An 11442-nucleotide genomic window follows, 5' to 3' on the forward strand; every position below is an offset into this window, starting at 1 on the left:
CGATGCCGGACCGTGTCCCGCGTGTTACCGCGCGGTCACAGGGTTCTGGCAGCATTCTCCCCATGTCCACCCCCACCTCCGTCCACGAGGACGAGCAGGCGCCTGCCCCCGCGTCCGGCGCGATCGACCGCTTCTTCAAGATCACCGAGCGCGGCTCGACGATCGGCACCGAGATCCGTGGTGGTCTCGTCACGTTCTTCGCGATGGCCTACATCATCGTGCTGAACCCGCTGATCATCGGGACCGTCCAGGACGGCACGGGCCAGTTCCTCGGCGGCGGCGCCGAGCCCGACTTCGGCAAGATCGCCGCGGCGACCGCGCTCGTCGCGGGCGTCATGACGATCGCCATGGGCGTCTTCGCGAACTTCCCCCTCGGCCTCGCGGCCGGGCTGGGCCTCAACGCGGTCGTGGCGTACTCGATCGCCTCGCTGCCGGGGGTGACCTGGGCGGACGCGATGGGCCTCGTCGTCATCGAGGGCCTCATCATCCTGCTCCTCGTGCTCACCGGGTTCCGCGAGGCGGTCTTCCGCGCGGTCCCGGTCGAGCTGAAGACGGCCATCAGCGTGGGCATCGGCCTCTTCATCGCGCTCATCGGCCTCGTCAACGCGGGCTTCGTCACCGCGGGCAGCGGCACGCTCCTCGCCCTGGGCAACCTCGGCACGTGGCCGATCCTCGTGTTCGTCGTGGGCCTCGTGCTGACGATCGTGCTGTGGGTCCGCAAGGTCAAGGGCGCTCTGCTCGTCGCGATCCTCACGGCGACCGCGCTCGCCGTCGTGCTGGAGAACACGCTGCACATCGGCGCCAAGGCGCCCGACGGCTCCAACCCGAACGGCTTCAACCTCAACGCGCCCACGTTCGACGGCGTCGTGCAGGTCCCGGACTTCGGCCTCCTCGGCCAGTTCTCGCTCCTGGGCTCGTTCCAGAACATCGCGACCGTCACCGTGATCCTGCTGGTGTTCTCGCTCCTGCTCGCGGACTTCTTCGACACGATGGGCACCATGGTCGCCGTCGGCGCCGAGGCGCGCCTCAACGACGCCGACGGCGTCCCGCCGCGCTCGCGCGCGATCCTCGTCGTCGACTCGCTCGCCGCGGCCGCGGGCGGCGCCGGCTCCGTGTCGTCGAACACGAGCTTCGTCGAGTCGACCACCGGCGCGGGCGAGGGTGCGCGCACCGGTCTCGCCTCGGTCGTCACGGGCGTCGCGTTCCTGCTCGCGACGTTCCTGTCGCCGCTCGTCGCGCTCGTGCCCTACGAGGCCGCCGCACCGGCGCTGGTCTTCGTCGGGTTCCTCATGATGACCCAGATCGCCGGCATCTCCTGGAAGAACGTCGAGATCGCGATCCCGGCGTTCCTCACGATCATCGTCATGCCGTTCACCTACTCGATCGCGGACGGCATCGGCGCGGGCTTCCTCGCGTTCGTCGTCATCAAGCTCGCGCTCGGCAAGATCCGCGCGATCCACCCGCTCATGTGGGTCGCGTCGGCGATGTTCCTCGTGTACTTCCTCCTCGGCCCGATCCGGGAAGCGCTGGGCGTCTAGGCTCGGCCCATGACGAGCACGGCGGACGAGCGGTCGGGAGAGGCGTCGGTCGACGACGCCGTCCCCGCCGGTCGTCCGCCCGCGTTCTACCGGTTGGAGAACACCGTCCAGGCGTACGACTGGGGCTCGACGTCGGCGATCCAGGACCTCTTGGGGGTGGAGCCGGACGGTCGTCCGGCGGCCGAGCTCTGGATGGGCGCGCACCCGCTCGCACCGTCGCGCGTGGTGCCCGACGGCGCGCTGCGCCCGAGCGAGGGACCGGGCGGGGCGGCGGCGTCCGGCACGACGCTCGCGGACCTGGTGCGCGCGGACCCGGTGGGGGTGCTGGGCCAGCGCGTGCTCGACCAGCACGGTCCCCGGCTGCCGTTCCTCCTCAAGGTGCTCGCCGCCGAGCGCGCGCTCTCGCTGCAGGTGCACCCGCACCCGCACCGCGCTCGCGAGGGGTTCAACCGCGAGAACCGGGAGGGCGTGGCGCGCGACTCGCCGCTGCGCAGCTTCCACGACGACCAGCACAAGCCGGAGATGGTCGTGGCGGTGTCGCGCTTCGAGGGCCTGTCGGGCTTCCGCCGGCCGACCCGCATCCTCGAGCTCCTCGACGGCCTCGACGGTGATCTCGTGGGGCGCATGCGGGCGGCGCTCCTCGCCAGCCCCACGGAGGCGGGCGTCCGCACGGCGTTCACGCTCGCCCTGCACGCGCGCTCCGAGCCCGACGTCGCGGCGGACCTCGCACGGACCGTCGCGTCGGTGCGGGCCCGGGCCGACGCTCCGGCCGGGACCCCGGCCGGTTCCGGTGCCCCCCGCCGCACGTCGCGGCGCGCCGACGCCACGGTGCTCGCGCTCGCCGAGCAGCACCCGGGCGACCCGGGCGCCGTCGTCTCCCTCATGCTCAACCGGGTCACGCTCGCGCCCGGGGAGTCGATGTTCGTGCCGTCCGGCCACGTCCACGCCTACCTGTCCGGCTGCGCGGTCGAGGTCATGGCGAGCTCGGACAACGTGCTGCGCGCCGGGCTCACGAGCAAGCTCGTCGACGTCGACGCGCTGCTCGAGTGCGCCACGTGCACGCCCGGACCCGCCGCGCGACCGCGGCTGGTCGACGACGGGACCGGCCTCGTCACCTACCGTCCGCCGGTCGCGGAGTTCGCGCTCCGGGCGGGTCGGGTCACGGGCCCGGTGCCCCTGCCCGACGCCGGTCCACGCGTCGTGCTGTGCCTCGACGGTGCCGTGACGCTCGCCGAGGACCTCGACGAGGACGTCGCCGGGACGAGCCTGGTGCGCGGCGGGTCGGTCTTCGTGCCCCACGCGACCGGGCCGGTCGTCGCGCGTGGCGACGGTCGCGTCGTCGTCGCCTACGTGCCCTGACCGGGTCCGCACGGCTCGCTCACCCTCTCTGCCCGCGGGGGTGACGTGCGTCCCTTTCTTTACTCTAGGTAATGAGTTAGGGTAACTATCATGCCTGCTGCGGATCCCACTGCCCCCTCCCGGAGCCAGTGCCGGCCCGCCACTCTCGGCGGCGAGCTCCGCGTGGCGCTCACCCGCATCTCGCGCCGGCTGCGCGCCCAGCGCGGCGAGGCCGACCTCCCCGAAGGGCGGTTCGGCGTGCTCACGGTGCTGCACAAGCACGGCGCCATGTCGCCGAGCGAGCTCGCCGAGCACGAGCGCGTGCGGCCGCCCTCGATGACCCGGGCCGTCAACGCCCTCGTCGAGATGGGGCTCGTGGAGAAGAGCGAGCACCCGAGCGACCGGCGTCAGGTCGTCGTGGGGCTCACCGACGCCGGCGTGCGCGAGGTCAAGGAGACCCGCCGCCGCCGGGACGTGTGGCTCACGCAGCAGCTGTCCTCCCTCACGCCCGACGAAAGAGAGACCTTGGCCCGCGCCAGTGAGCTGTTGACCCGGATCGCCGCCCGATGAGCGCGACGTTCTCCTCCCTGAAGTACTACAACTACCGCGTCTGGTTCGGCGCCGCGCTCGTCGCGAACGTCGGCACCTGGATGCAGCGCGTCGCGCAGGACTGGCTCGTCCTCACCGACCTCACCGACAACTCCGGCATCGCCGTCGGCGTCGTGACAGCGCTGCAGTTCGCGCCCGTGCTCGCCCTGTCCGCGTGGGCGGGCCTGCTCGCCGACCGGCTCCCGCGCCGCCGGCTCCTCATGGCCACGCAGGGCGCGATGGGTGTGCTCGCCCTCGGCCTCGGTGCCCTCGTCCTGTCCGGGCGCGTCGAGCTCTGGCACGTCTACGTGTTCGCCGGGCTCCTCGGCGTCGTCACCGCGTTCGACAACCCGGTGCGCCAGACGTTCGTCGCCGAGATGGTCCCCGCCGACAAGCTGTCCAACGCCGTCGGGCTCAACAGCGCGTCGTTCAACGCCGCGCGCCTCGTGGGGCCGGGCGTCGCCGGTCTGCTCATCGCGGCCGTCGGCTCGGGCTGGCTCTTCGTCCTCAACGGGGTGACGTTCGGGGCGACGATCCTCGCGCTGATGTACATGCGCACGCGCGAGCTCCACGTCCTGCCCAGCGCCCCGCGCGAGAAGGGGCAGATCCGCGAGGGCATCCGGTACGTGCGCCGGCGCACCGACATCATCGTCATCATGGTCGTCGTCGGCGTCGTGTCGACGTTCGGGCTCAACTTCCAGCTCACGTCCGCGATGATGGCCAAGGTCGAGTTCGGCAAGGGGCCGGGGGAGTACGGGATCCTCGGGTCGATCCTCGCCATCGGGTCGCTGACCGGCGCACTGCTCGCCGCGCGGCGCGAGCGCCCGCGCGTCCGGCTCGTCATCGGGTCCGCGTTCGGGTTCGCCGTCGCGACGGGCGTCATGGCGCTCATGCCGACGTACCCGAGCTACGCGATCGCCTGCATCCCCGTGGGCCTCGCGTCGCTCACGATGATGACCGCCGCGAACTCCACGATCCAGATGTCCGTCGACCCGGTCATGCGGGGGCGGGTCATGTCGCTCTACATGATCGTGTTCCTCGGCGCGACGCCGGTCGGGTCGCCGCTCGTCGGCTGGATCGCCGAGGCGTGGGGCCCGCGCTGGGCCATCGGCGTCGGGTCGATCACCGCCGGCCTCGTCGCCGTCGGCGCCGCCGTCTGGGCCGTGCGCAACTGGCACCTCGAGGTCCGCTACCGCGTCCTCCAGCGCCCGCACCTCGTGGTGCGCTACCTCGACGCGGGCACCCCGACGGACCGCTCGGCCCGCGCCGAGACGAGCCGTCGCCTCGGGGTCGAGGACGCGGAGGAAGCGGCCCGCGCCGCCTGACGCCTCGGTCCCCCCGCCGCCGAACACGACCTGGGTGTCGCTATGACCTCCATAGCGACACCAAGGTCGTGTTCGACGCGGAGCAGGGTCGTGGTCGTCAGGCCAGGTGCGCGACGACGTGGTCGACGCACGCGGTGAGGGCGCGGACGTCATCGGGCTCGATCGCCGGGAACATCGCCACGCGGAGCTGGTTGCGGCCGAGCTTGCGGTAGGGGAAGACGTCGAGGATCCCGTTCGCGCGGAGCGCGGCCACGACGGCGGTCGCGTCGACCGCGTCGTCGAGGTCGATCGTGCCGACGACGGTGGAGCGCTGCGCCGGGTCGGTGACGAACGGCGTCGCCCACTCGCACTCCTCGGCCCAGCCGTAGAGGTGGGTCGCCGACTCGGCCGACCGGGCCGCGGCCCAGGGGAGACCGCCGTTGCCGAGGATCCACTCGACCTGTTCCGCGAGCATGACGAGCGTGGCGATCGCGGGCGTGTTGAGCGTCTGGTCCAGGCGCGAGTTCGCCGCGGCCGTGCGCAGCGACAAGGACTCCGGCACCCAGCGCGTACCGCTCGACTCGACCTCCTCCGCGCGCGCGAGCGCGTCGGGCGAGCACAGCGCGAGCCACAGACCGCCGTCGGACCCGAAGACCTTCTGCGGCGCGAAGTAGTAGACGTCGGTCTGGGCGATGTCCACGGGGAGCGCCCCCGCGCCCGAGGTGGCGTCGACGAGCGTGAGCGCGCCGCGCTCGCGCGACCCCTCGACGCGGCGGACCGGCGCCATGGCCCCGGTCGAGGTCTCGTTGTGCGGCCAGGCGTGCACGTCGACGTCGTCGGCCGGCGCGGGCAGCGCGACGGAGCCGGCAGGCGCCGAGATCACCTGCGACGGCTCGAGGAACGGCGCCGACGTCGTCGCGGCGGCGAACTTGGCACCGAACTCGCCGAACGCGGCGTGCTGCGCCTTGGTGCGCACGAGGCTCGCCGTGGCGACGTCCCAGAACGTCGTGGAGCCGCCGTTCCCGAGCACGACCTCGTAGCCCTCGGGCAGCGCGAAGAGCTCGGCGAGCCCCTCGCGCGCCCGGCGCACGACCGAGCGGACCGGTGCCTGGCGGTGGGACGTCCCGAGCAGGGACGCACCGGCGTCGGACAGGGCGCGGACCTGGGCGGCGCGGACCTTGCTGGGCCCGGAGCCGAAGCGGCCGTCGGCCGGCAGCAGGTCCGAGGGGATCGTGATCGGGGCGTTCGCGGGATCGGGCACGCCGTCACCCTACGCGCGTGGCGCGCGGGCCGGGAGCGGCGTCCGTGGACGGGCGTCGACGGCGGTCGCCGGGTCGCGGACGGGTACCCGTGCCGTCGGTCGGGGCCGGCACCACGGGTTCTCCCGCGCGGTCCCCAGGCCGGGTCACGGGCTCGCCATAGACTGTCCCCAGCGGCCCGCCGGTGCGGGCAGGCGCCCGCGGCGACGACGACCGGGCGCCCCGAGCCGACGAGCGACTGGGAGCGTGACGTGACCGATCTGATCGATACCACCGAGATGTATCTGAAGACGATCTACGAGCTCGTGGAAGAGGGCATCGTCCCGCTGCGCGCGCGCATCGCGGAGCGCCTCGGCCACTCGGGACCCACGGTGTCGCAGACGGTCGCGCGCATGGAGCGCGACGGTCTCGTGGTCGTCACCGGGGACCGCCACCTGGAGCTCACGTCCGTCGGCCACGACAAGGCCACGCGCGTCATGCGCAAGCACCGGCTCGCGGAGCGGCTGCTCACCGACGTGATCAAGCTCGACTGGGAGTACGTGCACACCGAGGCGTGCCGCTGGGAGCACGTCATGAGCGAGCTCGTCGAGGAGCGTCTGATCGGGCTGCTCGACCACCCGCACTTCGACCCGTACGGGAACCCGATCCCGGGCCTCCCGGAGCTCGGGGAGCAGTTCGAGGAGGTCGACTTCCTCGACGGCGTCGTCTCTCTCCCGGCGCTCCTCGCGGAGCACGGCCGGGACGGTGCGGAGACGCGCGTCGTGCTGCAGCGGATCGCCGAGCCGATCCAGGTCGACGTCGAGCTGCTCGCACGGCTCGCGGAGGCCGAGGTGCTGCCCCGCCGGACCCTCGTCGTGCGGTCGACGGGCGACGGCGGCGTGACCGTGCAGGGGGAGGGCGCGGAGGTCGTGCTGGACCTGCCCGACGACGTCGCGCGTCACCTCTTCGTCGCCCGGGGCTAGCCGCCCGTTCACCGGCAAACGGGCGCTGACCTGCAGAGATGCGATCGTCCGCATCGATTCGTAATGGGAACGTGACTTTTGCCGAGGCGTCCTGTACGGTCGGTGCTGCTCCATCGGAATACCCATTCGACGGAGTCCTCGCGCGGAACGCCTAACCCTGTCACCGCATGAGGCCAACGACGACCCGATGACAGGGACGGGGGACCCACTTCCGGGTGCTGGAGACAGCGCCCTTGGGGTGAAGCCCGACGGACCTCGGTCCTGACGGCCGGGTGACTCTTCCACCCGAACCCGACAGCTGACCTCGCAGGCGTCTTGGAGAGGCACAAAGTGACCGTGAGCACGACTCGCGCCCGCCACCGCGCGGCGCGGCGTCCCGTGACGCCACTCAGCTCAATCGCCCAGGCCGCGTCGGACCAGATGTCGACCGTCGGTCGCCGCACCGCCGTCGTCGCCGCGTCCTCGGGCCTCATCGTCTCGATGATCGGTGCCGCCGCCCCGGCGACCGCGGCCCCCGTCGACAACGAGTCCGGCAAGCTCAACGCCGTCGACCTCAGCGCCCTCACCGCGCAGGCGCGCCAGGCGCTCGAGGCCGCACCCGCGGTGACCGTCGCGGCCGACGCGGCGTTCACGATCGAGCAGGCTGTCGCGCCCGTCACCGTGACCCCGGCTCCCGAGCCGGAGCCCGAGCCGGAGCCCGTCCGCACCACGCAGACGAGCCGGACGCAGGAGCGTCAGTCCACCCAGTCCGAGGCTCCTGCCCAGCAGGAGGCGGCCGTCGAGGTTCCCGCCTCGGCCTACGGCTCGTCCATCGTCTCGATCGCCGCGCGCTACGTGGGCGTCCCCTACGTCTACGGCGGCACCACCCCCGACGGCTTCGACTGCTCGGGCTTCACCAGCTACGTCTACGCGCAGGTCGGCATCAGCCTGCCGCGCACGTCGAGCGCCCAGGGCTCCGTCGGCACCAAGGTGTCGCGCGACCAGGCGCAGCCGGGCGACCTCATCTGGACGCCGGGCCACATCGCGATCTACGCGGGCGACAACATGATGATCGACGCCCCGCGCCCCGGGAAGACCGTCCAGTTCCGTCAGATCTGGCAGTCGAACCCCACGTTCATCCGCGTGGCCTGATCGCCCACGCCTCAGGGCCCACGCGGTCACTGGCCTGACGAACCCCGTCACCTCGCGCATCGTCGCGAGGAGGCGGGGTTCGTGGCATTCTTGACGTGTTCATGACTCGTGGCAGACGGACGGGCGCGCTGGTCTCGGCTAGGTTGGTCGTCCGATGGCACCGGGCCGTCGAGAGGAGAGTCGCTCATGACCCGCACGGAATCCGTCCTCGTCGGCGTCGACGGCTCAGCACCGAGCCTGCACGCCCTGGACTGGGCCGCGGCGTACGCGCTGCAGGTGGGCTGGCCGCTCCACATCGTCTGTACGTACTCGCTGCCGTCGTTCACGGCGGCCTCGCTGGACGGCGGCTACGCGGCGCTCGACGACTCGGCCATCCAGGAGGGCGCCCGGGCCGTCCTCGAGGAGGCGCGCGCCCGCTCCGAGGCGGCCGGGGTCCGCACGACCGCGACCGTGACGACGGGCGACGCCGCGGGCGTGCTCGTCGAGATGTCGCGCGAGCACTCGCTCGTCGTCGTCGGCACGCGGGGCCGGGGCGGATTCACCGAGCGGCTGCTCGGCACCGTGTCCTCGGCGCTGCCCGCGCACGCCCACTGCCCGACCGTCGTCGTGCCGTACCGTGCCGGGGCCAAGGGCGAGGAGGACGCGCCGCAGGAGCTGCCCGCCGTGACGCCGCTGCGGCGCATCGTCGTCGGCGTCGACGGGTCGCCGTCGGCGGAGATCGCCCTGCGCCACGCGATCCGTCAGGCGCAGGCCTGGGGCGCGGAGCTCGTCGCGGTCGCCGGGGTCCCGGTCGGTGCCGGCGCGGGCCTCCTGGCGTGGCTGCCCGCGTCGATCGACCACGAGCAGGTGCTCGCGGACGTCACCGAGGGCCTCAACGTCATCATCGACCGCCACGAGTCGGAGCACCCGGGGCTGACGATCAAGCGCATCGTCCTCGACGGCACGGGCGCGGAGCTCCTCACGGAGTTCTCGACGGCCTCCGACCTGATCGTCGTCGGGTCCCGTGGCCGTGGTGGCTTCCGCGGGCTCCTCCTCGGTTCCACGAGCCAGGCGGTCCTGCACCACTCCGCGTGCCCGGTCATGGTCGTGACGAAGAAGTGCGAGGACGACGCGCCGCCGCCCGAGGACGGCTGAGCCGCGCGGCGGGCGGCGGGAGCGCCGGACCCGCGAGGGGGTGCGCCTCGCAGGTCCGGCTCTGGCCCGGAGCCCCGGCGACCCGTCAGCTCCGGTTGCGGTAGAGCCGCATGGTGATCGGGGCGAGGACCGCCGTGAGGACGACCGAGGCGACGAGGACCCAGACGATCCCCTCCGTCGCGGGCTCTCCCGCCATGAGGCCGCGGACCGCGGTCACGAGGTGGGTCACCGGGTTGACGTCGACGAAGCGCTGCAGCACGACGGGCATCGTCGACGGGTCGACGAAGATGTTCGACGCGAACGTCAGCGGCATGAGCACGAGCATCGACGTGCCCATGACGGCGTTGGGGGAGCGCAGCACGAGCCCGAGCGCCGTGAAGACCCAGCTCAGCGCGAACGCGAAGACGAGCAGCAGCACGATCCCGAGGACGACCCCCACGACGCCACCCGGCGGGCGGAAGCCCAGCACGAGGCCGAGCGCGAGGGTCACGACCGACGCGATCGTGTAGCGGACGGTGTCGCCGAGCAGCGCTCCGACGATCGGAGCGGGCCGCCACACGGGCAGCGACCGGAACCGGTCGAACACGCCCTTGCTGATGTCCGTGTTCATCGTGTACCCGGTGTAGATCGTCGTGAAGAGCACCGCCTGCACGAGGATGCCGGGGAGCAGGAACTGCAGGTAGCTCTGCACGTCCCCGGCGAGCGCGCCGCCGAACAGGTACGTGAACATCAAGGTGAAGATGATCGGCGAGACCGTGACGTCGAAGAGCTGCTCGGGGACGTGCTTGATCTTGAGCAGCGCGCGCCACGTGTAGGTGAAGGTCGCCGACATCGCAGACGGGCGCGACGGCCGTCGCTCGAGCGCGACCGCCGCCCGCAGCGCGTTCGCCTCCGGCGCACACAGCTCCGCGGCGGTGAGGGTGGGGTCCGCGGCCATCAGGCCACCTCCTCGGTCGTCTCGTCGTCGTCCATGGGCTGACCCGTCAGCGCGAGGAACACCTCGTCGAGGCTCGGCTGGCCGAGCGTGAACTCGGGGACCACGATGCCCTCGTCCCCGAGCGCGGGCAGGATGCGCGCGACGTCCGCGGCGCCGTCGTCGGGCACGCGCGCCGTGAACGCGTACGGGTCGTTCGCGAGCGTGATCTCCGTGCCGAGCAGCGTGCCGACGACCTCCGCCGCGCGGCCCCGCCGGGTCGCGTCGGCGAGCCGGACGTGGACCGCTCCCTCGCCCACGGAGCGCTTGAGCTCCGTCGCCGTGCCCTCCGCGATGACCTTGCCGTGGTCGATCACGGCGATCCGGTCGGCGAGCTGGTCCGCCTCCTCCAGGTACTGCGTCGTCAGCAGGACCGTCGCGCCGTCCGCGACGAGCACGCGCACGATGTCCCACACCTGGTTGCGGCTGCGCGGGTCCAGGCCCGTCGTCGGCTCGTCGAGGAAGATCACGCGCGGGCTCATGACGAGGCTCGCCGCGAGGTCGATGCGCCGCCGCATGCCGCCCGAGTACGTCTTGACCTGGCGGTCGCCCGCGTCGCCGAGGCCGAACGCCTCCAGGAGCTCGGCCGAGCGCCCACGCGCCGTGCCGCCGAGGAACCCGTACAGCCGCGCGAGCATCACGAGGTTCTCCGTGCCCGTGAGGTCCTCGTCCACGGACGCGTACTGCCCGGTGAGCCCGACGACGGAGCGCACCTTGTCGGCGTCGTGCACCACGTCGTGGCCCAGCACGCGCGCCGTCCCCGCGTCGGGGCGCAGGAGCGTCGCGAGCATGCGGACCGCGGTCGTCTTGCCCGCGCCGTTCGGCCCGAGGACGCCGAACACGGTGCCCTCGGGGATGAGCAGGTCGATGCCGTCGACCGCTTTGGTGACGGACTTCCCGGTCGTGAAGTGCTTGACGAGGCCGCGTGCCTCGACGGCGAGGTCGCCGCGTGCAGTGTCGGTCATGTCCCCTCCGCGGGTGGTCGTTCGCCGGAGCCGACGAGCTGCCCGGCTCCCCGGGCCACCCACCCACCGACCGTCGGGGCCGGCAGAACTCATCGGTCGCGCACGTCTTCCATCCTGCGCGGCGCGGAGTGTGGTTGCGCGACGTAGAGCCTCCGGGGGCGGGGGTGTGTCCCGGGGGGGGGACAAGCCGCCCCGCCGGGCGGAATGCGCGGGGGGGTGCGTGGAGCGAACCGGCGCCGTCGCCCCCCGC

At 72.6% G+C, this 11442-nt stretch carries 10 protein-coding genes and 1 riboswitch; of the genes, 7 read left to right on the forward strand and 3 right to left on the reverse strand.

Going from position 1 to position 11442, the window contains the following annotated elements:
• Positions 1 to 62: 62 nt before the first annotated feature.
• The 4 genes from ACFC2L_RS15760 (at position 63) to ACFC2L_RS15775 (ending at position 4789) form a co-directional block, all read left to right on the forward strand.
• Positions 63 to 1538: an NCS2 family permease gene (locus tag ACFC2L_RS15760; protein ID WP_375825237.1), complete on the forward strand. Its 1476-nt coding sequence runs from the start codon at positions 63 to 65 to the stop codon at positions 1536 to 1538.
• A 9-nt stretch (positions 1539 to 1547) separates the two neighbouring features.
• Positions 1548 to 2897, forward strand: coding sequence for a mannose-6-phosphate isomerase, class I (gene manA, locus ACFC2L_RS15765; RefSeq protein ID WP_375825238.1), 1350 nt, complete (start codon positions 1548 to 1550; stop codon positions 2895 to 2897).
• A 90-nt stretch (positions 2898 to 2987) separates the two neighbouring features.
• Positions 2988 to 3446 carry a MarR family winged helix-turn-helix transcriptional regulator gene (locus ACFC2L_RS15770; protein WP_375825239.1) on the forward strand — a complete coding sequence of 153 codons (459 nt, stop codon included), beginning with the start codon at positions 2988 to 2990 and terminating at the stop codon, positions 3444 to 3446.
• The gene (locus tag ACFC2L_RS15775) at positions 3443 to 4789 is read left to right on the forward strand and encodes an MFS transporter (RefSeq protein WP_375825240.1); all 1347 of its coding nucleotides are present in this window, start codon (positions 3443 to 3445) and stop codon (positions 4787 to 4789) included. The genes ACFC2L_RS15770 and ACFC2L_RS15775 overlap by 4 nt, the downstream gene beginning before the upstream one ends.
• A 97-nt stretch (positions 4790 to 4886) precedes the next feature.
• Here the strand turns inward: ACFC2L_RS15775 and serC are convergent, their stop codons facing one another.
• Complete coding sequence (serC, locus tag ACFC2L_RS15780; protein WP_375825242.1) at positions 4887 to 6029, reverse strand: phosphoserine transaminase; 1143 nt, start codon at positions 6027 to 6029, stop codon at positions 4887 to 4889.
• 249 nt (positions 6030 to 6278) lie between these two features.
• On the opposite strand from serC, the gene ACFC2L_RS15785 reads away from it, so the two are divergent.
• The 3 genes from ACFC2L_RS15785 (at position 6279) to ACFC2L_RS15795 (ending at position 9254) form a co-directional block, all read left to right on the forward strand.
• Complete coding sequence (locus ACFC2L_RS15785) at positions 6279 to 6989, forward strand: metal-dependent transcriptional regulator (RefSeq protein WP_375825243.1); 711 nt, start codon at positions 6279 to 6281, stop codon at positions 6987 to 6989.
• 167 nt (positions 6990 to 7156) lie between these two features.
• Positions 7157 to 7317: riboswitch (cyclic di-AMP (ydaO/yuaA leader) on the forward strand.
• A gap of 2 nt (positions 7318 to 7319) precedes the next feature.
• A complete protein-coding gene (locus ACFC2L_RS15790) occupies positions 7320 to 8120 on the forward strand; it encodes a C40 family peptidase (RefSeq protein WP_375825244.1) in 801 nt (266 codons plus the stop codon).
• A gap of 186 nt (positions 8121 to 8306) precedes the next feature.
• Positions 8307 to 9254, forward strand: coding sequence for a universal stress protein (locus tag ACFC2L_RS15795; RefSeq protein WP_375825245.1), 948 nt, complete (start codon positions 8307 to 8309; stop codon positions 9252 to 9254).
• A gap of 85 nt (positions 9255 to 9339) precedes the next feature.
• Here the strand turns inward: ACFC2L_RS15795 and ACFC2L_RS15800 are convergent, their stop codons facing one another.
• Both ACFC2L_RS15800 and ACFC2L_RS15805 read right to left on the reverse strand, forming a co-directional pair.
• The gene (locus ACFC2L_RS15800; RefSeq protein ID WP_375825246.1) at positions 9340 to 10191 is read right to left on the reverse strand and encodes an ABC transporter permease; all 852 of its coding nucleotides are present in this window, start codon (positions 10189 to 10191) and stop codon (positions 9340 to 9342) included.
• On the reverse strand, positions 10191 to 11192 hold the full coding sequence (locus ACFC2L_RS15805; protein ID WP_375825248.1) for an ATP-binding cassette domain-containing protein: 1002 nt from the start codon (positions 11190 to 11192) through the stop codon (positions 10191 to 10193). The genes ACFC2L_RS15800 and ACFC2L_RS15805 overlap by 1 nt, the downstream gene beginning before the upstream one ends.
• Between the last annotated feature and the right edge of the window lie 250 nt (positions 11193 to 11442).

The sequence above is a fragment of the Cellulosimicrobium sp. NPDC055967 genome (genome assembly GCF_042269845.1).
GTDB lineage: Bacteria > Actinomycetota > Actinomycetes > Actinomycetales > Cellulomonadaceae > Cellulosimicrobium.

Coding starts and splice junctions, on each gene's coding strand:
- ACFC2L_RS15760 (WP_375825237.1), top strand. CDS start 63: ATGTCCACCCCCACCTCCGTCCACGAGGACGAGCAGGCGCCTGCCCCC.
- manA (WP_375825238.1), top strand. CDS start 1,548: ATGACGAGCACGGCGGACGAGCGGTCGGGAGAGGCGTCGGTCGACGAC.
- ACFC2L_RS15770 (WP_375825239.1), top strand. CDS start 2,988: ATGCCTGCTGCGGATCCCACTGCCCCCTCCCGGAGCCAGTGCCGGCCC.
- ACFC2L_RS15775 (WP_375825240.1), top strand. CDS start 3,443: ATGAGCGCGACGTTCTCCTCCCTGAAGTACTACAACTACCGCGTCTGG.
- ACFC2L_RS15795 (WP_375825245.1), top strand. CDS start 8,307: ATGACCCGCACGGAATCCGTCCTCGTCGGCGTCGACGGCTCAGCACCG.
- ACFC2L_RS15800 (WP_375825246.1), bottom strand. CDS start 10,191: ATGGCCGCGGACCCCACCCTCACCGCCGCGGAGCTGTGTGCGCCGGAG.
- ACFC2L_RS15805 (WP_375825248.1), bottom strand. CDS start 11,192: ATGACCGACACTGCACGCGGCGACCTCGCCGTCGAGGCACGCGGCCTC.